Origin of the sequence: Acaryochloris sp. CCMEE 5410 (assembly GCF_000238775.2) — a bacterium.
GTDB lineage: Bacteria > Cyanobacteriota > Cyanobacteriia > Thermosynechococcales > Thermosynechococcaceae > Acaryochloris.
Map to the genome: position 1 here is coordinate 1,706,616 of NZ_AFEJ02000001.1, position 26,797 is coordinate 1,733,412.

Here is a 26,797-nt window from a genome sequence, read left to right on the forward strand (position 1 = left end):
ATGGATTCTTTCACATCCCGACTCTGCTCTAAGACTAGTTTGGCCATTGGCCTGTATATCAGCGCCATGGTCAGTTTAGGATTCTTAGCCCATGCTCAACTCAATGCCATGCAGTTAATGCAGTCCGAACGGCCTGTGAGCGTATCGCCCTAAGATTCGGTTGGGGTTAGGCAATTGCCGCCGATTGAGGCATTAGCCGATGCAATAGTTGATTTAAAGCTGTAACGGTCCAATCGACATCTTCAAGGGTTGTTTGCTTCCCTAAGGTCAAGCGAATGCCGGATAACGCTTGCTGATCTGAGTATCCCATCGCTTTCAAAATTGGGCTGGGGGCTAGCTTACCGCTATGGCACGCCGACCCGGCACTAATGGCAATACCTGCCAAATTCATCTGCCGGACTAAGGTCTTACCGGTTATATCCGTGGCAGGATGGAGACAAAAGCTGACGTGATGGGGTAATCGCTGGCTCAGGTCGCCCGTCGGCAGTAGGTAGGGAGAGTGGCTGAGTTGAGCAAACATGCGATCGCGTAGCAGCATCAGTCGCCTCCCCTCTGACTCCATCTCTTCCGCCGCCATCTCAGCCGCCAGACCAAACCCTGCAAGAATCGGCACAGCAGGGGTGCCCGAACGCATGCCTTGTTCTTGTCCACCCCCTGCCGATAGGGGAATAAGGTGAGTCCCAGGACGCACATATAAAGCGCCTGCTCCTTGGGGACCATAGAGCTTATGGCTAGAGAGGGAGAGTAAATCCACGGGCAAGGTTTGCACATCAATGGGGAGGCGACCCGCTACCTGCACCGCATCGGTATGAAAGAGAACGCCTCGTTCGCGCGCTATTTGGCCTAAAGTGTGGATCGATTGTAGAGTACCAATCTCGCTCTGACCATAAATCACTGAGACCAAAACAGTATTGCTTTGGAATGAGTCTTTGAGATCATCTGGTGAGATATGACCTTGGGAGTCTACAGGTAAACGAGTGACTTGCCATCCCTGTTGCTCTAACAAGCGAGCCGGTTCAGTAATCGCAGAGTGCTCAATACTAGAGATGATTAAATGCTGGGGTTGAGTAAAGGTTCGAGCAATCCCCATTAACGCTAAGTTATTGGCTTCAGTCCCACCCGACGTAAAAATAATCGACTCAGCTGGAGCATGAATCAAGTCTGCAACCTGCATGCGGGCTTGCTCTAGAACGGTGGCAGACCGTTGCCCCCACTCATGCAAACTAGACGGATTGCCCCATTGTTCTGTCCAAACTTTACCCATGGCGATAATTACGTCTGGGTGACAAGGAGTGGTTGCACTGTAATCTAAGTAGATTTGCATGGGGATGTTCGTTTGACAGGCAACTGTACTACCTCTAGATCATGGGCAGGTCTGCTTCACAGTCTAGCGGGATTCTGCAGGCAAGGTATAGTCACCCGAAGATATTGAGCCTTCTGGATAAGAGCGTTCTTAGTTGCCAGTGAATGTTGAAGTTACTTCTGATGTTTTTGGCGTGCCTAACAGGAGTGAGAAAGCTTCTAATAGGATTCGCCGGGTGGGACTAAACTACGACAAATCACAGGATTCTGGCTTTAATTCTCGATCCATCAAGCTTTCTAAAGCTTTTTGTGGTGTGATACGTCCCTTCAGCAGTCGATGAACTTGGCGGGCAATGGGAATCGGGATACCTTCTCGATTGGCCAGATCAACGAGCACATTAGTTGTATTAACGCCTTCTGCCGTTCCCTGGAGCTGATCCAAAATCTCAGTTAGAGATTTGCCTTGGGCCAGTTGATATCCCACTTGATAGTTACGGCTGAGGGGACTCGTACAGGTGGCTAATAAATCTCCTAAGCCGGACAGCCCAAAAAAGGTTTCGGCTTGTCCGCCCAAATGGGTGCCGACTCGAATCATCTCTGGCAGCGCTCGGGTAATCAAGGCGGCACGGGCATTGGTGCCGAGTTTAAGACCTTCGCAAACCCCGACTGAGATCGCAATCACGTTCTTCAGGGTCCCCCCCAATTCCGTCCCCAGCTGGTCAGGGTTGGTATAGACCCGAAAACAGTCCGAGGAAAACAGCCGCTGCACCGTTTCTAGGGCAGCCTGATTAGGGCCTGCAACCACTGTTGCAGCAGGCAGCCCTTGCTCAATCTCTTTCGATAAATTGGGCCCCGAAAGAACCAAAACAGGGTTGTTAGGGAAAGTGGCCTGCCAAATTTGAGAGGGCGTACGGAGGGTCGTCGGATCTAACCCTTTCGTCGCACTGACGATAATGGTTGAGGTCGGTAGCTTGAGTTGCTGGAGCTGGGCCGCAAGGTCAGAAACGCCTTTCATGGAGATGGCAACCACTAGCACCTGGGCTTGGGTAAGGCTCTGGGTCAAAGTTAACGGCCCTCGGCGGGACCAAGCCGTCACTGGATGGTGATTGGCTTGAGCTAGGGTTCCTAAGGCAGACCCCCACACCCCTTTGCCCAAAATAGTGATGGCTGTTGTGGACATGCAAGCAAGATCCTAACTGGAGAGAACGTCAACGGATAGGCGCTGTTGTCTGAGCCGTCACAAAATCAGGCAAACTATTGGCTTCCATAAACCGATGATAGTGTTGGATGTGGCGATCACAATCTGCGTCACTCCAGTTGCAGTATTGCTTCAAAATTGCCGTCACTTCTGGCAGCACGTCAAAACCATAATTGGTTTGCATGGCCAAAATGGTGCGTCGCACACAGATATCGACGAGGGTATAGGCTTGTTCAGATTGGACAGCATAGACCACTTGGGCCTTAATATCGGGCAGGGATGGGGTAATCGGCTCGGCTAGTTCTGGGGTGTCATCAATCAGAGCCAAAATCTTCACAGCAAAACTGCCATAGATAGAGAACAGATGAAAGACCGTCTCTCGGCTAACAAGGGACTGGTATTTGCTGATCATGGTTTCGATCAAGGTATCGTTGAGTGCGATCGCACCTGGAAACAGCTCTTGCTTGGTTACACAAGGAATTGGGGCACAACCTTGCTTCTTCAACACTGCATCCACCATTTCTTCCCCCACCTGCCGGTAGGTAGTGAGCTTACCGCCAATTAAAGAAATTAAATTGGTAATGCCGTCTTTGCCGTGATCGTAGAGAATATGGCTGCGGGTAATACTGCTGGTCTTTTTGCCTTCGCTATAGGGGAGCGGTCGGACGCCTGCATAGGTAAAGCGAATATCCGCCCGAGACAGTTGGGCACAGGGAATGACTCGATTGGTTTCATTCAGTAAATAATCAATTTCCTCGTTATCGGCCTTGACGCGATCTAAATCACCGCTATACCGAATATCTGTGGTTCCAATCAGATATTGATTGGCCCAGGGCAAAATGAAAAAGGGACGGTTATCGACTTCGGCTTCCACATAAAGAGCAGTATCGGGGGCTCCTGGGAATGGATCGACGATAATATGACTGCCTTTGGTACCGCCGATTTTTCGCTCTTGTTTCAGGGTTGGGGACTGTATCCCTTGTAAAACCTGATCGACCCAGGGGCCTGCCGTATTAATCACCACGGTTTGGGGGGATAGTTGGACCCTATGGGTGGTCTCTGCAATCAAGTCGTCAAGCGTAATGCCTGTGACTCGATCTCCTTCGATTTGAAGCTGAGACACCTGGGCATAGTTCAGGGTCGTCGCCCCTGCGGTTTGAGCCGATAGAACTAGCTCCAAACAGAGGCGCTCAGCATGAACGACTTGGGCATCAAAATATTGGGCTGCCCCTTTTAGCCCTTTTGGATTCAGGTGCCGAAATAGCTGCAAGCACTTTTGCAGAGGCAAAATCCGGTGATTGGGTAGGGATTTATCAAAACTGAGAACATCATAGAGCAGCATGCCGGCCTGAATTTCCCAGAAAGCTCGCGAGCCGCTGGCATAGACGGGAATCGACATCTGTAGAGGCCGGACTAAATGGGGGGCCACCCGTAATAGCACTTCCCGCTCTCGCAAGGATTCCCGGACCAGGTTAAATTCAAAGTATTCCAGATAGCGTAGCCCGCCATGAATCAACCGGCTCGACCAGCCTGTGGTGCCGCTGCCGAAATCATCTTTATCGATCAGCAGAGTTTTCAATCCTCGCAGAGCCGCATCACGGGCCACCCCTGCTCCATTACTGCCTCCCCCAATCACGACGAGGTCAAAGGCCGTATTCTCAATCGTTTGCCAATTTCTCATGGGTGAGCACATTCTGTTGTGATTTACATTTGAACCCAGGATTCTGGGCTGTGGCACTGCCAACAAGATGACATAGATCTCTGATTTAAGACGTTTTCTTCATCTCTTTCACCAATTCTGTTAGCTTTGGGAGGGAAAGGCAGCCGTTGTCCTGAAGCATTCGTCTTGAATGGATGAACGGCAGGTTAAGAATGACAGCTTGGTAAACTGAGCTGAACCACGGCAGAATAAAGTAAGTGTGCTAATTGCTCAAGGGTAGACATTATGGTGTTAACCGCTTCGACCATGTTGGACCTGGGGACACCCGCTCCCAACTTTCAGCTGCCAGATGTGGTGAGTGGGCAAACCATTTCCTTAGAGACATTTGCCCACCGCAACGTTCTCTTGGTGATGTTTATTTGCCAGCATTGTCCATTTGTGAAACATGTCCAAGCCGAACTGGCCCAGATCGGTCAAGATTATTCTGATCAAAGTTTGGGAATTGTGGCGATCAGCTCTAACGATATCCAGAGCCACCCCTTGGACGATCCAGAGCACTTAACCGCCATGGCGACCAGCCTCGGCTATAACTTTCCCATCTGTTTTGATGAACACCAAGACGTTGCCAAGCAATATACTGCGGCCTGTACACCCGACTTTTTTGTCTTCGATGCTCACCGCAAACTCGTCTATCGAGGACAGCTAGACGATAGCCGCCCCAGCAATAATCTGATGGTGACGGGGGAAGATTTGCGAGGAGCATTGGATGCTGCCTTGGCAGAACAGCCGATTTCGGCAAATCAGAAACCCAGTATTGGCTGCAATATTAAATGGAAACCGGGGAATGAACCCGCTTATTACGGCTGAGATAATCCCCGGTTTGAGTAGAATGCTTCATGGATCGAACTCTAGATGCTACCATCTCGGCCTCCGACGCGGGCTGACAATGATCATGGAATCTAGAGGCTAAAGCGGAGGATGGAATGTTGCGGCTTAAGGCCGCAACGAATTCCTGAGGTTTAAGGATATCTGTGTTGAGGCTGGACAGGGTCTGTTCAAAGACTAAGTCAGCAATCGGGCCAATGCAGATTGCCAGCTCTTGCTTACAGCGATTAATAAATTGAGGAGAGAGGGTGCGCGGTTGGGCTGTATTGGTCGCAGGGCTGGGTGGAAGAGCCCGTTCAGGTGATTTTTTGACTCGTTTCCAAACCACCCAATGAGAGCCATCATCTTGTAACAGGCAGGCTTGACCGGATTTACAGGAGATTTGGCAATATTCCAGGACCGCTTTCTCTAATTTTTTGGAGATTTTAGGTCCTAGCTGAAATAACTGGCCATGAAATAAGAGCTGATGCTCACTAATGCTTTGAATATCTTGTGCTTGCAGATCTTGAACTTGAATAACTTTCAAGAGAATCCTCCTGCTGAAGTGATAGCAAGCAAATCCCCCCTAAACCACTCTGCTAACAGAGCTAATTATTGTTGAGTATAAACGTCAACTCAGCAAGTGTAAACTTACTTCGCAACAAGTGCCTATGGTCTGAATAATCTCTTGCTCGCAAATTAATCATCAGCAAAACCTGGAGGAGTTTCTGTTCGTGATTAACAGTATTCTCCAGAGCGTAGATATCAGAAAATGAATATATTAGACCTCTTGCAATATTCGTTCCATGATGTGCTTCTAACTCAATTTATGCTGCGATCTGACTTGGGTTTTTAGTTCGCTACCATATCGTTAGCTGAATTATGCAAGAGGTCTATTTACTTTGTGCTTAAAAAGTAACCTTACTCCAAGGTTTTGCGAAAGGCTAGGGCCGCTTGGGGATCAGGTATTTGTTGGGCAAGGGCATCAATGAACTGCTGGGGCGACAGCTGAGGTGACTGCTTCAAAATCTGTTCGGTTAAGAAATCAGCCATTGGTCCTACATGAATCGCAAGCTCCGTTTTACAACGGTTAATAAAGATCCGATTGACACTAGCCAGGGTTGCTTTGGTGGATAGATCGGGTGGCCCTGTGGATGGGCTAGGCTGGGCGGTCGGATTGGGTGGCGGCGAAGTTTGAGGAGAAATGTCTTGTGGGGAAGCGGGCGGTTTCTGCGAGGGTGATGTGGATTTTTTAGGGCGAATGCGCTGCCAAGCCATGAAATAGGTGGGGAATTCAATGAGTAAATATTGCCGCCCCTGGTTTCGGGCATCTTCACAGAATTCTAGGGCTGTTTGTAGTAAAGATTTAGTAAAAGCAGGGCCAGGCCTAAACCATTTGCCTTTAATTTGCAGTGCCGATGATTGATCATTCAGCAGTCCTTGTGCTTCCAGATCCGTCGATTGAATAATGGACATGGGATTTCCCCCTGATGATTGTTTGCCTCATATCCATGTCCCATATTGGGATAGCCTGGGTTGGTGCAAGATCTCCTATGGATAAGGTGATTTACTCAGTTTACCCAGGGAGAAGCATCAGTTTTCCACATTCCAGCGTGATGCAATCCTTCTCAATGCCCAGGTAGAATTGGCAAGCGGGATCTATCCACACATTGTTGATGGAGTTCGTGGCCATTTATCTTGCTCTCAAAAAATATTCACTATGTCAGGGTTAGTCCCATGAGTTTTAGTCGTGAGTTTGAGTTACTCCTAAGAGCCCGATATCCATTAATTTATATTCCGACGCAAGAAGAAGAACGAGTGGAATCGGTGATTGCGGATTCGGCTCAACGTCAGGGGAATCGAGCAGTCTATACTTGGGACTTTGTGGATGGCTATCAAGGGAACCCCACGGATGCAGGGTTTGGTCAACGCAACCCGTTGCAGGCCCTAGAACTCATTGAGCAGCTACCCACGTCTGCCCCTGCGATTTTTATCCTGCGAGATTTCAATCGATTTTTAGAGGATGTGGCCATTTCTCGGAAGCTTCGTAATCTATCTCGACTGTTGAAGTCTCAGCCTAAGAATATTGTCTTGCTCGCCAGTGAAGTGGCCATTCCCAGGGATTTGGGGGAAGTCGTCCATGTGATTGATTTTCCTCTACCTGATTTAGGAGACATTCGTTCTGAAGTGGAACGTCTATTGGCCGCCACTGATCATCCCTTGACGGGTAAGGATTTAGATGATTTGGCCCGTTCCTGCCAAGGGTTAACAATGGATCGGATTCGGCGGGTATTGTCCCGTGCGATCGCAACCCATGGTCAACTCAGTGCCGATGATGTGGAACTCATCCTGGAAGAGAAACGCCAAACCATTCGCCAAACCCAGATTCTGGATTTTTATCCTGCTCGGGAAAATATCTCCGATATTGGCGGCCTCGATAACCTTAAGGATTGGCTACTGCGCCGAGGAGGTGCCTTTTCTGAGAAAGCGCGACAGTATGGTTTGCCCCATCCTCGCGGTCTATTGTTAGTGGGCATCCAAGGGACAGGCAAATCCTTAACGGCGAAGGCGATTGCTCACCATTGGCACCTGCCGCTATTACGTCTGGATGTCGGACGTCTATTTGCCGGATTAGTTGGAGAGTCAGAGTCCCGAACCCGACAAATGATTCAGCTTTCGGAGGCCCTGGCTCCTTGCATTCTCTGGATTGATGAAATTGATAAAGCCTTTGCAGGCATCGATGGTCGCGGGGATTCGGGGACGACCAGTCGGGTGTTTGGCACCTTTATTACTTGGCTAGCGGAGAAAACCTCTCCGGTCTTTGTCGTGGCAACGGCCAACAATATTCAGTCTTTACCCCCAGAGATGCTAAGGAAAGGGCGATTTGATGAGATCTTTTTTGTGGGATTGCCGACCAAGGAAGAACGGGAAGCGATTTTTTCGGTGCATTTGTCCCGATTGCGTCCCCATAATCTCAACCAATATGATTTGCAGCGATTAGCTTACGAAACCCCCGATTTCTCCGGAGCCGAGCTAGAACAAAGCATTATTGAAGCGATGCATTTGGGATTTAGCCAGAACCGAGACTTTACGACGGATGATATCTTAGAAGCCGCCAGTCAAATCATTCCTTTGGCCCGTACAGCCCAAGAACAGGTAGAATTTCTGCAAGATTGGGCAGCATCAGGGAAAGCCCGATTAGCGTCCAAGCATAGTACACTAAGCTTGCGCATTCAGCGGCAACTTCAACAGCCGGATTAATCGGACTGTGCTGCAAATAATTTTTATTTGAATAACCATTAATTGTTCTCTACCCTTAGAATTTGACTAACTTTGTCATCTTGATGCCTGTATGAAACCGTCTCAGATCGCTCAAATCGTCATTGGTGTCATCTTGGGTTTGACAATTGTTGGGGGAGCAGTGGTGGGTGCTGGCTATTTGTACCTGAACCGATTTTCCCAAATCCCTGAAAAACCTAAGTTTCCTAACGACGCCAAACCCACAACGCCTGCTAAGCCTAAGCCCTATCCAGCAGTCGTCATTTACCCCGACGGTTTATTCCTTAGAAAAGAAAGATCTTCGGATGCGGATGTTATTAAAGTCCTAGAATACGAAGAGCCCGTCACCGTCATTGAAGCATCATCAGACCAAAAATGGCAGAAGATTAAAGCTGACCTAGAAGGCGAGGATGTGGAAGGCTGGGTGTCCATGGGCAATACCGAACGGGTTCAGGGCGATGTCGCTTCGGAAGCACCACCAGAAGCAGAGCCTGAGCCAGCCTTTTAAGAACAACTTGATTTTATGTCTGATTTTGCGATCGCAACTTCGTCCGCTCCTATATCCCCTCAAGTCCCCATTCATACCGTTGGTGTCTTGGGCGGTGGTCAGCTAGCTTGGATGTTAAATCAAGCGGCCCCATCCTTAGACCTTAACCTCGTTTTTCAAACCCCCAACGTCTCTGACTCAGCCCTCCAAAGTGTGGCAGATCTAGACCAGCAGGCCATTCTCGCCCCTATTACGGATGCTGCCGCCACCGCTCAACTCGCTCAACAATGCCAAGTCATTACCTTCGAAAATGAGTTTGTTGATTTAGACGCCTTAGGCAAGCTGGCAGCTCAAGGTGTGTGCTTTCGCCCTAGCTTAACCAGCCTGACCCCCCTACTCGATAAGTATGAGCAACGCAGCTTTTTTGCTTCCCTTGGTATAGCTGTCCCCCAGTTCGCACCCCTAACATCTGACTCCTTACCCCCATCCTTCGAGTTTCCCGTCGTTGTTAAAGCCCGCCGCAATGGTTATGACGGCCAGGGCACATTTATTTGTCATACCTCGGCAGACCTTGCCCAATGTTGGCAGCAAGCCAAGCAGGATCCGTCTGTGTTGATGGTAGAGGCTTATGTTCCTTTTCAGCGGGAGCTGGCGGTTATGGCAGCTCGCTCTACCACGGGGGAGATTTCCCTATTTCCAGCGGTAGAAACCCATCAACAAGATCAGGTGTGCCATTGGGCCATTGCCCCTGTGCAACTATCACCCCAGACTCAGGCACAAATGGATCAGATCGCATCCCAGATATTAAGGCATCTGGATATGGTGGGGATTGTGGGGATTGAGTTATTCCAAACCGCGGACGATCAAGTTTGGGTCAACGAAATTGCTCCTCGCACCCATAATTCGGGTCATCTCACCATCAATGCCTGCGCCACCTCCCAATTTGAACAGCATCTACGGGCGATTAGCGGCCAGCCTTTAGGGCCAACTCACCTCACTTCTGCTGCTGTCATGGTTAACCTGCTGGGCTTTGAAACCAGTCACAATGATTATTTACAAAAACGACAGGCTATCGCTGCCCTTCCCCAGACCTTCGTTCATTGGTACGGCAAGACAGAAAGTCGGCCTGGTCGGAAGTTAGGACATGCGACAATGTTATTATCCTCTGATGATCCGGTTAGGGCCGTAGAGATGGCCCATAAAATTGAAGCCCTTTGGTATGGGGGCTGAGGTGTAGAAAACATTATGAGCAGTAAGGCTGCCCGAGCTTATATCCTGTTATCGATTGCGGCTGCGTTGATAACAATGGTGCTGAAATTTGGTGCCTATCAGCTCACTTCTTCCGTTGGTTTATTTTCGGATGTAGCCGAGTCCAGTGTGAACTTAATTGCCGCATTAGCGGCATTTTGGGCTTTAACGGTTGCTGCTCAGCCCCCCGATCAAGAACATACCTTTGGTCATTCTAAAGCTGAATATTTTTCCAGCGGCCTAGAGGGACTTCTGATTCTGGTAGCAGCGATTAGCATCGCCATCACAGCCATCCCTCGATTGTTTAATCCCCAGCCCCTAGCAGAGTTAGAACTCGGTTTAGGCTTATCTATCCTTTCATCCCTGGTCAATGCTGGTGTGGCCTGGGTTCTACTCCGGGCTGGTAAACGGTTACGTTCGATCACCCTCCGAGCTGATGCTCACCACTTATTAACCGATGTTTGGACATCGGTGGGGGTGGTGGCGGGTTTGGTAATTGTGAAGCTGACGGGATGGCTGATTCTCGATCCAATCATGGCCCTATTGGTTGCCTTGAATATTGCTTGGGTCTCCAGCAAGCTGATTCGGGAAACCATGTCTGGGTTGATGGACAGTGCGCTGCCTGAAGCAGACCAAGCTGTGATTCGCGCTACTTTAACGGCCTACCAAGCCCAAGGTATTCAGTTCCATGCCCTCCGCACCCGTGTGGCTGGGGCTCGAAATTTTGTCTCTTTTCATGTTCTAGTGCCGGGAAATTGGTCCGTCCAAAAAGGCCATGAGCTATGCGACATCTTGGAACAATCGATTATGACCGCTTTACCTGGCACCCATGTGATGACCCATTTAGAACCCATCGAAGATCCAGTGTCTTGGGAAGATGCTGAACTGGATCGCTCGCAACATCCCTAAATTACAGACAAGGTTGGTTGGTCCATTTCTCTGGCCCTCGGCCTGGCCAACAGAGTTGCTGCCGTCCCATCCAAACGAGTTGCCATTTCTCTTCGTCCTCAATCATTCCCTGAGGCTCAAATTCAAAGCGGTATCGAAGACCTTGCACTGAATCATCTGCCAAGCCGACTTGAGACATCATCACCACGGCTGACTGGCCTTTTTGAATCGAAACGGAGGTCCGTTTTTGAGAGTCCCCCTCCGTGTCTGGTAACTCGACCAAAGACAAAGCAATGGACTTGGGATCAGTTCCCGTCAAAGCTGTCTCCCTGGACACAGTGTCTAGGCTGATTAACGTATAGCGGTTGCGATCGCTCTCCCATACCTCCGGTCTCGCTACATCAGGCCAATGCTCCCTCTCAGTATGAGGACTAAAGCGATCACACCAAGCCTGCTTCGCTGGACTCCAAACCTCACGGGTAAAGCAATTATAGGGAGGTCTAGCCACAGTAGAAGAGACGGGATTGGGGGGAGATATTTGCGGTTTGTTGGCCATCAAACTCATGCCTAAACTAAGCCAAGTCATCGTCAGGATTGTTTGACCGATCATTCTTTCCTCTGGGTAATATTCCCTAAGTGCTGTTCTTCTTAATTTATAAAGACTCTGTTCGAAGTTTAAAAGTTTCAAGGGGTTGGATGCGTATCCAACCCCTTGAAATTAAAGCACTAGCTGCTGAAATAGTTAATCTCTACTATTGATTGCAATTAAGAATCGGAGAATAAAGATAAACAGATTGACGTAGGTCAAGTACATGGATAGAGCAGCAGATAAATATTGCTCATCTTCATAAGTTCTAGGCAGAACAAAGAAGTCAACAACAGCTGCTCCAACAAACAACAGTACGCCAATGCCGGAAATCCCAATTTCCAACCAGCTAGGAGAAATAATGCCAAACCACATACATATGACTTGGGCAAACATGACAACTAGTAAAGCGATCACCCCTAGTTGAATTGTTTTGGTGAGGGCAAATCCATCTTCATCTGATAGATTCGCTCCAATAGGCCGAGCGGCAATAAAGGTAATGCCACAACTCAATGCAGCAATAGCTAACCCCGTTTCACCTACTCCGGATGTTTTTAGAGCGATGTCAACAAGCAAGGACAGGGTATAGCCGGTAACTAAGCTGAATGTTGCCAACAGAGGCAAAGCAACGTTGTTATTGACTTTAGTGGCTGCTCTTTGTGACACGAAGAAGAGTACAAAGAACAGAATCATCGCTGGCAGACTAGTGGCCCTGTAAGTTTGGGGGCCAAAGCTAGAAATAACGCCTAGACCACCCCATGCGCCGACAGCAGTTAAAACTAAGCCTGCACCTAGGTAAGGTAGAGCATTTGGAATAACATTGGGGCCAACAAGGGCGTTCTGTCTGGCCTCTTGAATAGCGTTACGAAAATTACTTGTATTACTCACGGGCTTCCTCTTTTAAACAAACTCTTTGACTGGTCTGCTACCTCTCATTTTGCCTTATCTCCCTCTTTAGTAGGGAGGAACAAATTTAGGGTTATCCGTAACCCCTAAACGTAAGGGGTTTATTAAAGTGGATAAAACCCTGAGAATTTTTGGGTATGCTGCAAAGGGATAAATGCCTAGACCATCGACGCTACAGATAGTCTAGGTAATGTAAATATACGGAGTTATTTCTTCGGTAAAGCATTACTACTCCGTGTTAATACTGATTTCTCCCGAATTATTACCGAATGTAAATAGACTGTCCGGGGATCTACTTACGTAATAATGCGTAGGCTTCTTCCATTTATTTTTATAAAGTCCCGTATTTTAACGATGGTTTTTCAAGTTCAGTATCTCGATAATGATTTCCAGGTACAGGACATCAGGACGATTAAACTATGGCTTATCAAACTTCCTTACAGTCCCAAACAATGGAGATGCTGGTTGCTTATCGCCAGAAACCTTCTGTTCAGCTCCGAAACCGTTTGGTCCGCTTGAATATGGGATTAGTCCGCAAGGTGGCTCACCGTCTCGCTCATCAATGTGCAGAGCCTTATGAAGATTTAGAACAATGTGGTTTCCTGGGATTGATCACCGCTATCGAGCGCTTTGATCCGACCCAAGGTTATGCCTTCAGCTCATTTGCTGTTCCCTACATTAGAGGCGAAATTCTTCACTTCTTGCGGGATCGTGCCAATACCGTTCGTATCCCTCGCCGATGGCAGCAGTTAAGCCGCGATGGTGCAAAAGTTCGCCAGGCATTAACGATGGAACTAGGACGCCATCCCAGCGATCAAGAAATTGCCGACGAGCTCGACCTGTCTATGCAAGAATGGCGAGCAGTTAAGTTAGCAGCATCTAACCGCGTGCCTCTCAGCTTGAATGCCCGGGTCTCTTCTGGCCATCATCAGCAGTCCGATTCAATGATGACCTTAGGGGATACTCTGATGGACGCTCGGTGCCAGATTATGCAGACGAACCAAGAAGATCGCTTAGAACTTCAGCAAGCACTGGATCAGTTAGAAGATCGCACCCGAGAAATGATCGAGTCTGTCTTTGTCCATCAACTGTCTCGACAAGAAGTGGCTCAACGGATTGGTGTTAGCCCCGTAACCGTGACTCGACGAATCAAGAAAGGAATTGACGAGTTAGTCGGTCTCTTGCAAAAATCTGCTGCATTACAAATGGAAGTCTAATTGATTTCGATAGCTCTAAATGGCTTAGCCATTGACCTTAACTAAGGTCTAAACCATCCCAGGACAGGTGTGTGCTGAGATGATAGATAGCAGGTAACTTGCTAGCAACTACTCGTTCATGGCCTTGGTCACCCCCTTAGTGAAGAGCGCTACGAATACTCTAAACGGCAAGCTTGATATTGCGAGGACAGACCAAGTGAGCATGTTTCTTGCCTAATAATGTAGCCACCGTGATCACTCCTGCCTTGCACAGTAAAGATGAATGCTGCCTTGAAAGCGTCAAAGTCGGCAATCTTGCCCCATCTGAATCAGGGCAATACGTCAAGATGGATCACCTATGAGGTCAGCTTCGAGAGATCGGCAGTTTTAAACATGCATCAACTATGGTTCGGAATCAGCTAGAGATTTCGAAAGATCGCAACATTAGTTGAAAGAACTGTTTAGTGACCACTAGGGGCATACAATCTCAACTCGGGAAGATGGGGGTTGTACATCCATTTCTGTTGCTGGTTCTGAAATGTGAGGATAGTGTCTTGCCACTGCTATGGAAATGTTGTGGTGATCATGACCAGCGATTTCTAGAGCGGGGGCTGTTGGGCAATGATAGTTCTCTCAGAAAAGCCATCGTTGTTTGTTTGCAGGTTTACATGGACCGGAGAGAGCTTTAATGACCTCAGTACGAGCGACAGGTGGATTGAGCCCAATGTTGAGGCTAAGGCATTTACAGCGGGTTTATTGCTGTAGACAACAGGCACATGTTGGATAGTTTGAAGATAATCGAATGTGATTTATATCACTTTTTAAGTCTGGCAGAATATTCTGAAATCCTGTAATGCGAGAACTGGTTTTGTAAGGGAATGTTAATTCGCCACAATCCTTTTCTAGAAGGGATCTCGGGTTTTTAGCATATTTCTATAGGGCAAATTAAATAGAAATTTAATGGCTTTTTGTAGTCATGGAGAATAAATCGGTTTATACTCGTATACAGATGGGCTATCGATCCCCCCGTATAGCTCAGTTAAGTCCTCGAAACGGCAACTTGTCTCGAAAGAGCAAGACGCAAATTAACGAGTCTAACCCTTTATAGGCATGATGGTCGTTAATACCGAAGGGACTTTATTTTTATGGTGGGTACATTACCCTACGCCTTAGTACGCACCATAGCCGAACAACACAATTCTTGCTGTTTCCACCAATATCTCTAGATCAAGGTTTAGGGACCAGTTATCGATGTAATACAGATCCAGGCGAGCGGCTTCATTAAAGTTACCCACCTGAGAGCGGCCTGAAATTTGCCATAATCCCGTCATGCCGGGAACAACATGATGGCGAATATGGTGCCAGGAGTCGAATCGCTCTACATCCCGGATGGGCAATGGCCGCGGCCCCACCAAGCTCATTTGTCCCAATAAAACATTAATCAGTTGAGGGAGTTCATCTAAGCTCGTGCGACGTAAGAACTTTCCTAGCTTCGTCAACCGGGGGTCATCTTTGACCTTGAACAGAATGCCATCTTTATTTTGATTCTGAGATTCCAACTGGGCCTGTAGTGTCTCTGCATTAACCACCATGGTTCTGAACTTCCACATTTGGAAGCTCCGTCCGCCCAGACCAATCCGCTCTTGACAGAAGAACACGGGTCCGGGGGCCGTGAGCTTAATGGCAATGGCAATTCCTATAAAAACGGGCATCAACACAACCAGCAAGCCAAGGGCCGCACAAATATCGATCAAGCGTTTGACCTGATAATCGAGTCCACCTAATAGCGGGACTTCTGTTCTCAAAGTGGGAATATGGGCAAACATTTCGGGAATGCCTCGGCGATGCAGCATTTCTACGCTGGACGGCAAGAGGCGGAGGGTAATTCCTTCTCGTCTGAGTTGCCAATACAGCATCGAGGCTAAATCCGTTTGGGGAAGCTCTTCTGCCAGCACTTCCACCGCAGGCGTCTTGCAAATTAACTGCATCATGCTATTGGCATTGGCGGTGGAGGAGAGGGCGGCACCAACAATCCGATACTGTGACTGCTGCTGAATCACTTTAGCGAGCACGGGTAAGCGATCCGCAGGCGCAATGATAAAGACTGGAATTTTGTTGCGGTGGAAGAGGCCAATTTGTTCTAAAACCAGGGTGGTCATCAGTCGTAACCCGATCACCATTACCACACTGCCAAACCAAGCCGTAAAAAATAACGATCGCGGCGCATCGAGCTTGGGGTCATAAAAATAGCTGATCACTAAGGACCATAAATACGTCAAGCTGACCAACTGGCCAGCACGAACATAGTGTTTCCAGGCTCCTGATGTGTTGTAAAGTCCACCACAGGCCAGCACAATAACCATCAGGCTCGAAAACACCCAAAATAAGCTGGGTAGCCCTAACCAAGACCACCAAATCAGTTGTGGTGGAATGGGCGCATAAAACTGATTAAACCGAGCCGCAATTTTCCAGGCAATGCCCAAGGCTAAGAAATCACTCACCAACAAAGCACTAATTCTGGGCCAACGCCCCACCAAGCCTTTAGCAAATCTTAGTTTTTGGGGGGCTCGAATATCGCCAGTGGAGGGTTTTAAGGAGTGAGGTAATTTAACCACAACACTTGAATGGGACAACGCCATAACTTATAGAATTCAACCTAGCAGCTAACTGCTGCCCACACCTACTGGCCATACTTCAGACATATTGCTGTAACCATTCCCCTGAGGTGATCGTTCCCTTCTGGTGTAGGGAATTCAACATCACCCAGAGATAGGGCATTGACTTTGGCAATCAGGCTGGAGGAAGAACTGGGCAAAAGATAAGGTTGCTGAATCCAAAAAAATTTTGTAGTATATGTACTACAGATATTTCTACGACTCGTCTCGATTTGAGCTGGGGAATAGAGCTGTTAATCTTTGCGATCTCTGGATGGGGGTGAAACCATGTCTTACCAACAACTGAAGCTGTCAGCACCAAAGTCTGTCCTGTCTTGGGCCAATCATGATTTGGGGCCAGCAGAAACCCAAATGGCAAAGAATGTGGCTTCCCTACCGTTTGTCTATAAGCATGTGGCCTTGATGCCAGACGTGCATCTGGGTAAAGGGGCTTTAGTGGGATCTGTTGTGGCCACCAAGGATGCAGTGATTCCAGCAGCCGTCGGCGTTGATATTGGTTGTGGCATGGGGGCGATGCAAATGCCTTTTACCGCCAACCAACTGGATAGCAAGGTTCTTAAGCAAATCCGCTTAGATATTGAGGCCACGATTCCGGTGGGTTTCAACCAAAACGACGAAGCAGATAAGTCGGTCTACAATTGGCAGCGCTGGCAGGATTTTAAGCATCTTCATTCTGGAGTACAGCACCTGGAAAAGAAAGCCTTACGGCAAATGGGTTCCTTGGGAGGGGGCAACCATTTTATTGAAGTCTGCGTGGATTCTGAAGATCAGGTATGGCTGATGTTGCATTCTGGCTCTCGCAACATCGGCAATATGCTGGCTCAAAACCATATCAGAACGGCAAAGGAGCTAGCCAAGCTGGCTGAGATGAAATTGCCGGATCTAGATTTGGCCTACTTTGTGGCGGGTACCCCAGAGTTTGCCGCTTATTGGCGGGATTTACAGTGGGCTCAAGACTATGCCCGCTATAACCGTGAGGTGATGATGGCTCGCTTTAAGCGGATTGTGGAAAAGCATTTGGCTGGGGGCAAACCCACCAAGCCAGTGCTATCCGTTAACTGTCATCACAACTATGCAGAGCAAGAGATGCATTATGGGGAGCAGGTCTATGTCACCCGTAAGGGGGCGGTCCGGGCTCGCCAGGAAGACTACGGCATCATTCCCGGTTCCATGGGCGCGAAGTCCTACATTGTCAAAGGCAAGGGGAATCTGGAAAGCTATTGCTCTTGCAGTCATGGGGCGGGGCGGACTATGTCTCGAACCAAGGCGAAAAAGCACTTTACCCTGGATGATTTGATCGAACAAACCCAAGGGGTGGAGTGCCGCAAGGACAAGGGAATTCTGGATGAAATTCCTGGGGCCTACAAGCCGATTGAAGAAGTGATGGCGAATCAGTCCGACTTGGTAGAGGTGGTCGCCACTCTGAAGCAAGTGGTCTGCGTTAAAGGATAGTGGGGGATTTGGGGGATCTCCCACCCACTGCTTTTGGCCGCTATGATGGAGGCTATTATGGCCATTGTCTCCTCTAAGCAATCTCCTCAACCGGATGGGTCGAAAAAGCCCGCTCAGGTAAAATCCGTCCAGAAGCCTGTCGAGCGATCTAAGCCCCAGCAGACGGATGCATTATTGCAACCGGAAGCAGTGCAGGAAGAGTTCGTTGGCAAGCAGGATGATAAGCTTAGGCCCCAGCGGTTTGACGAATATATTGGGCAGCGGGAACTGAAAGAGGTTTTGGATATTGCCATTCAGGCCACGAAGTCTCGGCAAGAAGCCCTAGACCATCTCCTGCTTTATGGCCCCCCAGGGCTGGGAAAAACGACGATTTCGCTGATTTTGGCGGCTGAGTTAGGGGTGAACTGCAAAGTCACCAGTGCGCCTGCCCTAGAACGTCCCCGGGATATTGTCGGTTTGCTGGTTAACTTACAGCCCCGCGATATCTTGTTTATCGATGAAATTCATCGGCTGTCGAGGATGACGGAAGAGCTATTGTATCCGGCAATGGAAGATTTTCGGCTTGATATCACGATTGGTAAGGGGCAGTCTGCGCGGATTCGCAGTTTGCCCTTAAAGCCCTTTACCCTAGTCGGTGCAACCACACGGGTGGGAGCGTTGACCTCACCCTTGAGAGATCGATTTGGTTTTGTCCAACGGTTGCGCTTTTACGAAGCTGATGAGCTGGGGCAAATTGTGTTGCGAACTGCAGATATCCTCAAGGCCAAAATCACTTCAGATGCGGCAGAGGAAGTGGCCCGGCGGTCCAGGGGGACGCCTCGGATAGCTAACCGCCTACTGAAACGGGTGCGGGATTATGCGGAGGTCAAGCATTCAGGAGAGATCACCCAAACCATTGCCCAGGAAGCCTTAGAGCTGTTTAATGTCGATCCTTGCGGCTTGGACTGGACGGATCGGAGACTACTGACGGTAATGATTGAGCAATATAACGGTGGTCCGGTGGGTGTGGATACCTTAGCAGCAGCAACAGGTGAAGACTCTCAGACCATTGAAGAGGTCTATGAACCCTATCTGATGCAGATTGGCTATCTGAACCGAACCCCCAGGGGCCGAGTGGCGACACCTGCAGCCTGGACTCACTTGGGATATCAGCCCCCCGATGAACAAATGCGATTGCTGTCTTAGCAAGACCCGATAAGACTTTCAATATAACGAAGCATCATTGCAGAACCGCTGAATCCTTTAGACCCAGGCAAAACCCTCACCATTTTGGAGGTCACCATGGCAGATCTAACGTTAGTGATTGGCAACAAAAATTATTCCTCATGGTCATTACGGGCTTGGCTTTTCCTAAAGCAGGTGGGCGTTCCCTTTCAGGAAGTTCGGGTTCCATTATGTACGGATAGAACGCGATCGCAACTAGCAAACTATTCTCCATCAGGACTGGTTCCCGTCTTAATCACTAACGAGGGAACGATTTGGGATTCTCTGGCGATCTGTGAATATGTGGCAGAGACCTATCAGCAGGGTTGGCCTCAACCGTCAGCAATACGGGCTCACGCTCGGGCTGTTGCGGCAGAAATGCATTCCGGTTTTATGGCTTTGCGCTCAGAAATGCCGATGAATTGTCGGGCACGACGAACAGGGGTGGAGCCTTCTGCGGCCTGCCAAGCTAATATTGACCGGATTGTCTCGGTCTGGCAATCTTGCCGTCAAACCTATGGGGAAGAGGGACCTTGGTTGTTTGGGGAATTTTCGGTTGCCGATGCCATGTATGCCCCTGTTGCGTCTCGTTTTGTCACCTATGGGGTGTCTTTACCCCAAGTTGCTCAGGACTATATCCATACGATTTTCGAGAATCCGCATATGCGTGAATGGCTGCAGGCGGGAGAGACCGAATCTGAAACTATTCAAGCCTCGGAGCGTGGCCAGCCTATTTCTGGATAGCTGGTTCAGCGCTGAATTTATGGTGTAACCCTCAATCTTTACAGGAAAACGGAAATGACTGAAACCAATCCTTATCTTCTGCGCGCAGATGCTATTGAACAAACTCCAGAGTTTGCCTTTCAGCATCCCCTCAACCCTAATTCTGAAATTTATCTACGGGATTTAGGAGCAAAGGTCGGCCTGGAACGAGCGGTCCTGCGGCTTAGTCGGGTACCACCGGGCAAAGAATCGTTTATTTATCATGCCCACCACCATGAGGAGGAGTTTATCTATATTCTTTCGGGGCGGGGTATTGCCGAAATTGAGGATCAAGAATATGAAGTCGGTCCTGGGGACTTTATGGGTTTTCCAACCCCTTCTGTGGCTCATCACCTCCGCAATCCATTTGAGGAAGATCTGGTTTATCTGATGGGGGGTGAACACAGGCATGCTGAAATTGGTGAATTCCCGCGTTTGGGAAAACGGATTATTCGAGATGGTGATGATGCCTACTTTGTAGATATTGAGGCCACCCAGCCTTTTGTACCCAAGAAAAAAGAATAGATCCAGCATTCCCTCGTTTTTTACGCTCTAGCCATTTGTTGAGAGCAGAAAATGGGGTTATCTATATCCAATGACCAAGGAAGAGGTGGGCTAACCTAACTCGCTGCACTTCACTTGGACAGAGCGCTTGTGACATAGCAGTCTGGGGCTAGAGTGCCTGAGCGATTGCAGAGTGTCTGTGATCGAGTCCAATAGTGGGGGTGATATCTCTCATGTTTTGCGGTGAGGGAAACTTCTATGATTCCAGTTATATCTGCATAACGTATTTCGGATTGGTTGAAAAGACATCAGATTAGATCGTCTTTTCAATGATGATGACCAATGCCGAAGCTCCTCACGACTGGCTATCAACTACAGAAGGACATTACTGCATGCGCCGCTTATCTCTCGCGCTACTGATAGGTCTGGGTCTCTCGTCAATGCCTTATCAAGTTTGGGCACAGATTCCAGATCAAAAACCCATTAGACATTCAACGCCTGCCACTTGTAATCAGAACTGGGATGCTATTAAGCAACAGTTGGAAAAAGCTGCATTAACCATTGACAAACGCCATGTTGCAGATGGTTATCAGCTTTTGGGGCATAACTTACAAAAGTGCAAACAATTAGATGCTGCACTGTCTGCTTACCGACGAGGACAGGCCTTTCACGCTTCTTCCCACAGCACATACCAGATCGCCAAAATTCTCGTTAAACAGCAAAAATTTACGCAAGCACTTAGCGTTTATCGACAAGGTCGGTTGGTTGAGGGAAATACCAAAGGATCTGCCTTAGAGCTGGAGGCACTGACCTATGATGATTTGGCTGAAGCCTTAGTCCAGGAGGGTAACTTGGATCGTGCGATCGCAATGTATCGATACGCCATTCAAATCGATGCCCAAAACGATATGCGTTGGTACAACCTGGGTAGAGTTTACATTCAGCAAAAGCGTTATCAACAGGCATTCACAGCATTTCGGCATGTCGAGGAACTTCGGGACTCCACCTCACTGACCGACCAACAATTAGATGCCCGTGCTTATTACCGCGTTGCAAGCAATATTTATAACCCATCTCCACAACGGGCTGTTTTTCTGAAAAAGTCTATTGAATTGGACCCTGATTTTGAGGGTGCCTATTTTATTTTGGGAGAACACTATTTTGAGGACAAGCAATGGGATTTAGCCCTTGCTACCTATCGTCGTTTCCTGGAGCTATCTCCCGATAATACGGTGGTGCATCAGAATATGGGATCTCTACTGGTGCGTAAAGGTGATTTGGGCAACGCTTTCTCCCATTTTCGGACTTTGATTCAGCTTGATCAGCGTCAAGTGAGAAAAGGGCCAGCTATTGATAGTGCGGCTTATGTCCTGTTAGCTGGGACCCTCCGATATCAGCATAAACCGGCTGATGCGGTGAAGGCTTATCAGCAAGCTCTTGCTTTAACGCCTGAGGATATTGGCACTCATGCCCAAATCGGCGCTTATCTATCAGAGCTAGGACGTTTGGATGAAGCAATCGTTTACTTAAAACAAGCCCATGAGTTGGTCAACCGACCGACGCCAAAAACGCCCCTCTTTATCGGGAGTTCCTATTCAATGCCAGAGAGGGTAACTAGTCTGTTGGCCAATACCCTTGCGAAGAGTGGCCACCCACATGATGCCATTCACATCCTCCGCCAAGCTCAAGCCAATTCTCTAACAGGACCATTGACGATAACGACCCTCAGCAAGGTACTGTCGCAAGTGGGGCAACATCAGGAAGCTCGCAAAATATTGCAAAGCGTTTATCCCACAAAGACTCAATTTGAATATGCTGATCCTCCCATTTCTGATGAGGCTCGCCTGATTGCCAAGCATGGTGAAATTTATTTTGAACTCCAGCACTATGACAAGGCATTGCAGCACTATGACGAAGCTATTCAGTTAGAGCCGAAGTTTCCGTTGGCTCACTATTATCGCGGCGATGTCTTACGCCAGTTGGGACACTTTGATCGAGCGATCGAAGCTTATCAAACGTCATTGAGGCTGAAATCCCACAGTTTGGATGTTACTCACAAGACCTATAACGGCTTGGGTTGGTCCTTATTCGAGAGCAAGCAGGTAGAAACAGCGATTTCTGCATTTAAACAAGCTATTCGGTTAAATCCTCAAAATAGTGCAGCTCATTATGGTCTGGGTAAAGCGCTGTTAACCCAGCAGCAAAGCGCTAAAGCAATCCAGCATCTGCAAACTGCCTTTGAACTCAATCCTCGACACCCCGGTTTATCTGAGGACTTGCAAAAGGCGAAGGATCAACTTAACGCTTAGCGGCTACTACAACGCCATAAATCACGCCGCCAAAAACTCTACGAAATGGACTGAATACAACAAGATGCATCGATTAACACTTCCTATCACATTAGGTCTAGCCCTGTCTGCGCTACCGACTCAGGCGATGCCCCAGTTTGAGTTGCAAGCAAGAATGCCTAAATTGCCGCCACTACCTCAAGTGGCTTGTGATCAAGATTGGGCTGGATTGAAACAAGCATTGGAACAAGTACCGCCCAATACACCTCCCCTGGTGCTTGAAGGAAGATATTCCAATCTAGGGGGGACATTGGAGCGGTGCAATAAATTTGAGGAAGCGCTTGTCGTTTTTGGGCAAAAGCAACGCTTACAAGACTTGACCTACAACCTGGACACAGCAAGGGTTCTGGTTAAGCAGCAAAAACTGAGTCAAGCCCTCGATATCTATCGTCAATTCCATCAGTCTGATGCTGAGATACTAGCTCGCCAGCAGCCTGGATCGAAGACTCCTTCAGAGCAAGAGATTGATGCCCTGGCTCATCAAAGTTTGGGGGAAGTCTTGATGGCGTTGGAGAACGTTGAGGGTGTGATGGCCGAAGGCCGGTCGAAGACCATCGCAACTTTAAAGCAGGCCACCCAGCTGGCGCCCAACAATGGAAAAATTTGGCAGACCTTGGGCCAAGCTCATTTACACGCTCAGCAATTTTCTTCAGCCCAGAAAGCGTTTCGCCGCAGGGTTGAATTGCAGGAATCGACTGACTTAACCGCAAAGCAACTGAATGCCCGCGCCTATCTCCAAATGGGCAACTTTTTAAGTGCCATGGATGAGGTGCAAAGTATCCCCGTATTGCAAAAAGCGATCGCACTGGATCCTCAATTGTCAGATGCTTATTTCGTTTTAGGGCACAGCTATACCCAGCAAAGACGGTGGAAGGAAGCCATTGTCAGCTATACCCAAAGGCTGAAACTCTCTCCAACGGATGGAACTAGCCATCTGTTGATGGGAAATCTATGGATCCGTAAAGGAGACGCTGAGAAGGCTTTTACCCATTACCGAAAATTCTTAGGTCCAGATTCTTCTCCTACTGCCGAAGCTGAGCTGGATACACAGACTTATTTGTGGCTGGCCAAAGCCCAGAAAAACCATAATCGATTAGACGCTGCGGTGAAAACCTATGAGCAATTGGCAACCTTAACCCCCAAAGATGCCAAGGTGCTCTATGAGATGGGAAAAGTGCTGAGCCAGTTGGAACGCTGGGATCAGGCCATTGACGTTTTCAAACAGGCCCAAAGTCTGGTGAACTCAGGGCAGTCGGAAGAGACAACCTCATTCAAGGCTGAAACCATCTCAGTCAGTTTGGGAGAAGCACTGGCAAAAAGGGGGCGTACCGAGGAAGCACTCAAGGTTTTGCGACAAGCTCAACACAGTGCTCAAGAGGATCCGTTAATCAGTGACGTGAAATATTCCCTGAGTAAAGTGCTCATGCAGGTGGGGAAGGTTTGGGAAGCCCGCCAGATTTTGCAGACGGGGCTCCAACAAGACCACTTTTACCTGAAAGTGGCGAATATGGATACGACCCCAGCGGTCAAACTGGAAATGCTCCAAGGCCGAATTTATAGTGAGTTGAAACGGGATGATATGGCTCTCAAGCATTATCAGCAAGCAGTTCGTTTAGAGCCAAAATTTGCCCTGGGTTACCAGGCTGCCGGGGAGGCATTACGTCGCCAAGGCCAATATGAGCAAGCGATTCTGGCATTTGACAAAGCCGTGCAGCTCAAGCCTCATGATGTATGGGTTATCCAACAGTTTTACCGGGGGCGAGGACTCACATTGCTGGCCCAAGGCAAAGTTAATGCAGCCATTACCGATTTGGAACGGTTAATCCAGCTTGGATCGTTCGATGTTGAGGTTGCTCATGGGTTAGGGAAAGCCTTGCTGCGGAATAATAAGCCGTTGGCTGCGATTGAACATCTAGAAACAGCCTATGATCTAAATCCTCGCCATCCCCAAGTGCTCAAGGATCTACAGAATGCGAAGAGACGATCACGCACGAGCATCTGGAGACGTCGCTTACTAAGTCATCTAGGCCGATAGTGGCGATCTACTTGAAAAGATAAGTTGAAAAGATAAGGCAACGAACATCTGATACCAGTGCCTTCTTCACAAGGAAAACGCTCTGTTGAATACAAATACTTTCCCATCCGCTGTATACGAAGGATTGAAACATGCGCCGATTGGCATTTCCACTGGCATTAGTCTTGGCTTTATCTGCAATGCCCAGTCAGGCTAAGCCCCAGTTAAAACTACCACTTGCTTCCCCACCGTTTCCACCACCGACAGAAGCAGAATGTGCCCAGGACTGGACTGGGATGCAGAAAGAACTGGAAAAGTCGCTGGAAAAAACGCCCAAACATGAGATTGCGGGGGGGTATTACATCCTGGGGCAGGCATTAGAAAACTGTCAAAAATTTGATGAAGCGATTGCCGCTTTCGAACGGGGGAAGGCATTGCAAAGCTGGCATGCCCAGTACAAGTTCGATATTGCTAGAGTCCGGATTAGACAGCAAAAACTAACCCAAGCCCTCAATATTTACCGTCAATATCATCAATCTGAATCGAAGCAGCTCTCTGCTAAGGAAATTGATGCGCTTGCCTACAATGATTTAGGTGAAAATTTGGTTTTGGTGGGTGAGTTGGATCGTGCGATCGCAACCTTCGATTACGCCACTCGACTGACGCCTAAGAAGGCTGGGATTTGGACGAATCTAGGCCAAACCCAAGTGAAAGCTCAGAAATATGACCCAGCTATCCAGTCTTTTCGTCAGGCAGTCCTCATTAAAGAATCAGCATCGTTAACGGATAGACAACTCGATGCACGAGCTTACCTGCAGGTGGGACACTATTTAACCACGACTAAAAAGGTAAAAGAAGGGGTGCCGTTTCTGGAAAATGCCATTGCCCTCGATCCGCAATACTCAGATGCCTATTTAGTCTTGGGGCAAAACTATGCTCAGCAAAGACGATGGGATGAAGCGATTGCCAATTACACCCAACGGCTTAAACTTGCCCCGAAAAGCATCTATACCCATGCCCTGATAGGCGATGCCCTGATTCGAAAACAAGATTTTGAGGGAGCGTTTACCCAATATCGGCAGTTCTTAGGTTCAAATGCGACTAAACCCGATGCTGAGCTAGATGCCGACGCCTATAAATGGTTAGCGAAAGCGCTCAAAAAACTCAATCGCTTAGAATCTGCGGTTCAGGCTTATCAGAAGGTCGCAGCTTTGCAACCCAAAAACGCCCATGTACTGAATGAAATAGGGGTTGTGCTCACAGCATTGGAGCGGTGGGAAGAGGCAATTGTTGTCTTGAGAAAAGCCCAGGATGTTTTTCAAGCGAATCAGGCCGAGCAGTCCGCCCCCTTTGGTTCAGATATGATTGCGATCAATCTGGGCGGGGCTTTAGCTGGTAATAGTCAAGTAGAGGAGGCTCTGACGGTTCTACGTCCAGTTGTAAAGGACTCACCAGAGAATCCTTTTATACGGATAACCCTCAGTAAGGTTCTACTCCAAGCAGGTCAAAAGCAAGAAGCTCGCCAAATGTTGCAAGCAGGATTAAAGAAGGTTGGTTTCCCCCTGGCCTTTGTGGGAATTGAGACAACGCCTGACGCGAAATTAGAGACGGTACTCGGACAGCTCTACTTTGAGCTTAAACAATATGACTTGGCACTCGAACATTATCAAAAGGCGGTTCAGATCGATCCAGAGTTTGCGGTAGGTCATTTTGCGGCGGGGAATATTCTGCGTCGACAGGGCCAACCCGAACAGGCGATTCCGGCCTATGAGAAAGCCCTTAAACTGCAGCCTCGTAATGTATTTTTTACTCACCAGTTCTACAGTGGACGGGGATTAGCATTGCTGGCACAAGGGAAGGCGGATGCAGCCATTGTGGATTTTGAACGGGCCATTCAGCTCAATTTCACCAATGTTGAGGCACTACACGGACTGGGGAAAGCGTTGCTTCAACAAAATAAACGATCGGCAGCGATTCCCCATTTGGAAGCGGCCTATGATCTAAACCCTGGTTACCCCCAAGTTGCCGAAGATTTGCGACTCGCGAAGAGCCAAACTTCCGCAGAGTCTGCTCCAACCCAAGAGCCACAATAACCTGCTCTGAAAGACGAATAGCGACAGCTCTGGTTACCATCGATTATTGGACAGTATGCCATCCAAACGAATTGATGGTTGATCAGCAGCCGTTACCCCATATACCCTACTCTCTGGGAATCCAGGCACAAC

22 protein-coding genes and 1 riboswitch are annotated in these 26,797 nt (G+C 48.5%); of the genes, 14 read left to right on the forward strand and 8 right to left on the reverse strand.

Annotated features, from left to right (window positions below; all coding sequences use genetic code 11):
* Complete coding sequence (locus tag ON05_RS07515) at positions 1-153, forward strand: hypothetical protein (RefSeq protein WP_175307264.1); 153 nt, start codon at positions 1-3, stop codon at positions 151-153.
* Positions 154-166: 13 nt separating this feature from the next.
* Here ON05_RS07515 and ON05_RS07520 read toward each other — a convergent pair whose 3' ends face one another.
* The 3 genes from ON05_RS07520 to glpD all read right to left on the reverse strand — a co-directional run bounded on the left by ON05_RS07520 (position 167) and on the right by glpD (position 4,181).
* Positions 167-1,324 (reverse strand): cysteine desulfurase family protein, encoded by a 1,158-nt coding sequence (locus tag ON05_RS07520; RefSeq protein WP_010477598.1) that lies wholly within the window; start codon positions 1,322-1,324, stop codon positions 167-169.
* Between the two features lie 225 nt (positions 1,325-1,549).
* Positions 1,550-2,482 (reverse strand): NAD(P)H-dependent glycerol-3-phosphate dehydrogenase, encoded by a 933-nt coding sequence (locus tag ON05_RS07525; protein ID WP_010477596.1) that lies wholly within the window; start codon positions 2,480-2,482, stop codon positions 1,550-1,552.
* Positions 2,483-2,510: 28 nt separating this feature from the next.
* A complete protein-coding gene (glpD, locus tag ON05_RS07530) occupies positions 2,511-4,181 on the reverse strand; it encodes a glycerol-3-phosphate dehydrogenase (protein ID WP_010477595.1) in 1,671 nt (556 codons plus the stop codon).
* 264 nt (positions 4,182-4,445) lie between these two features.
* Between glpD and ON05_RS07535 the strand changes: the two genes are divergently transcribed.
* Positions 4,446-5,027 (forward strand): thioredoxin family protein, encoded by a 582-nt coding sequence (locus ON05_RS07535; protein WP_010477594.1) that lies wholly within the window; start codon positions 4,446-4,448, stop codon positions 5,025-5,027.
* Here the strand turns inward: ON05_RS07535 and ON05_RS07540 are convergent.
* Together ON05_RS07540 and ON05_RS07545 are read right to left on the reverse strand one after the other, a co-directional pair.
* Positions 4,987-5,571, reverse strand: coding sequence for a hypothetical protein (locus tag ON05_RS07540; RefSeq protein WP_010477593.1), 585 nt, complete (start codon positions 5,569-5,571; stop codon positions 4,987-4,989). The two genes, ON05_RS07535 and ON05_RS07540, sit on opposite strands and share 41 nt — an antisense overlap.
* 374 nt (positions 5,572-5,945) lie before the next feature.
* Positions 5,946-6,500, reverse strand: a complete 555-nt coding sequence (locus ON05_RS07545) for a hypothetical protein (RefSeq protein ID WP_010477592.1) — start codon at positions 6,498-6,500, stop codon at positions 5,946-5,948.
* A 261-nt stretch (positions 6,501-6,761) separates the two neighbouring features.
* On the opposite strand from ON05_RS07545, the gene ON05_RS07550 reads away from it, so the two are divergent.
* From ON05_RS07550 to ON05_RS07565, 4 genes are all read left to right on the forward strand, one after another.
* On the forward strand, positions 6,762-8,285 hold the full coding sequence (locus ON05_RS07550; protein ID WP_010477590.1) for an AAA family ATPase: 1,524 nt from the start codon (positions 6,762-6,764) through the stop codon (positions 8,283-8,285).
* A gap of 91 nt (positions 8,286-8,376) precedes the next feature.
* Entirely contained in the window at positions 8,377-8,811 is a 435-nt protein-coding gene (locus ON05_RS07555; RefSeq protein ID WP_010477588.1) for an SH3 domain-containing protein, read from the forward strand.
* A 15-nt stretch (positions 8,812-8,826) separates the two neighbouring features.
* On the forward strand, positions 8,827-10,020 hold the full coding sequence (locus tag ON05_RS07560) for a 5-(carboxyamino)imidazole ribonucleotide synthase (protein ID WP_010477586.1): 1,194 nt from the start codon (positions 8,827-8,829) through the stop codon (positions 10,018-10,020).
* A gap of 15 nt (positions 10,021-10,035) precedes the next feature.
* Positions 10,036-10,947, forward strand: a complete 912-nt coding sequence (locus tag ON05_RS07565; RefSeq protein ID WP_010477584.1) for a cation diffusion facilitator family transporter — start codon at positions 10,036-10,038, stop codon at positions 10,945-10,947.
* A gap of 1 nt (position 10,948) precedes the next feature.
* Here ON05_RS07565 and ON05_RS07570 read toward each other — a convergent pair whose 3' ends face one another.
* On the reverse strand, positions 10,949-11,536 hold the full coding sequence (locus ON05_RS07570; protein WP_010477582.1) for a hypothetical protein: 588 nt from the start codon (positions 11,534-11,536) through the stop codon (positions 10,949-10,951).
* Between the two features lie 132 nt (positions 11,537-11,668).
* On the reverse strand, positions 11,669-12,400 hold the full coding sequence (locus ON05_RS07575) for a Bax inhibitor-1 family protein (RefSeq protein WP_010477580.1): 732 nt from the start codon (positions 12,398-12,400) through the stop codon (positions 11,669-11,671).
* 437 nt (positions 12,401-12,837) lie between these two features.
* Here ON05_RS07575 and ON05_RS07580 point away from each other — a divergent pair, with 437 nt between their 5' ends.
* Positions 12,838-13,635, forward strand: coding sequence for an RNA polymerase sigma factor SigF (locus tag ON05_RS07580; protein WP_010477573.1), 798 nt, complete (start codon positions 12,838-12,840; stop codon positions 13,633-13,635).
* A gap of 1,023 nt (positions 13,636-14,658) precedes the next feature.
* Positions 14,659-14,745: riboswitch (cyclic di-GMP riboswitch) on the forward strand.
* A gap of 38 nt (positions 14,746-14,783) precedes the next feature.
* Here the strand turns inward: ON05_RS07580 and ON05_RS07585 are convergent.
* The gene (locus ON05_RS07585; RefSeq protein ID WP_010477569.1) at positions 14,784-16,253 is read right to left on the reverse strand and encodes a sugar transferase; all 1,470 of its coding nucleotides are present in this window, start codon (positions 16,251-16,253) and stop codon (positions 14,784-14,786) included.
* A 303-nt stretch (positions 16,254-16,556) separates the two neighbouring features.
* On the opposite strand from ON05_RS07585, the gene ON05_RS07590 reads away from it, so the two are divergent.
* The 7 genes from ON05_RS07590 (at position 16,557) to ON05_RS07620 (ending at position 26,665) form a co-directional block, all read left to right on the forward strand.
* A complete protein-coding gene (locus tag ON05_RS07590; protein WP_010477568.1) occupies positions 16,557-17,741 on the forward strand; it encodes an RtcB family protein in 1,185 nt (394 codons plus the stop codon).
* A 57-nt stretch (positions 17,742-17,798) separates the two neighbouring features.
* Positions 17,799-18,926, forward strand: coding sequence for a Holliday junction branch migration DNA helicase RuvB (ruvB, locus tag ON05_RS07595; protein WP_010477567.1), 1,128 nt, complete (start codon positions 17,799-17,801; stop codon positions 18,924-18,926).
* A gap of 96 nt (positions 18,927-19,022) precedes the next feature.
* Positions 19,023-19,688 carry a glutathione S-transferase family protein gene (locus ON05_RS07600; protein ID WP_010477566.1) on the forward strand — a complete coding sequence of 222 codons (666 nt, stop codon included), beginning with the start codon at positions 19,023-19,025 and terminating at the stop codon, positions 19,686-19,688.
* Positions 19,689-19,742: 54 nt separating this feature from the next.
* Positions 19,743-20,231, forward strand: coding sequence for a cupin domain-containing protein (locus ON05_RS07605; protein WP_010477565.1), 489 nt, complete (start codon positions 19,743-19,745; stop codon positions 20,229-20,231).
* A gap of 371 nt (positions 20,232-20,602) precedes the next feature.
* Positions 20,603-22,519 (forward strand): tetratricopeptide repeat protein, encoded by a 1,917-nt coding sequence (locus ON05_RS07610; protein ID WP_010477564.1) that lies wholly within the window; start codon positions 20,603-20,605, stop codon positions 22,517-22,519.
* Positions 22,520-22,583: 64 nt separating this feature from the next.
* Complete coding sequence (locus ON05_RS07615) at positions 22,584-24,593, forward strand: tetratricopeptide repeat protein (RefSeq protein ID WP_010477560.1); 2,010 nt, start codon at positions 22,584-22,586, stop codon at positions 24,591-24,593.
* Between the two features lie 131 nt (positions 24,594-24,724).
* Positions 24,725-26,665 (forward strand): tetratricopeptide repeat protein, encoded by a 1,941-nt coding sequence (locus ON05_RS07620; RefSeq protein WP_010477558.1) that lies wholly within the window; start codon positions 24,725-24,727, stop codon positions 26,663-26,665.
* Positions 26,666-26,797 lie beyond the last annotated feature (132 nt).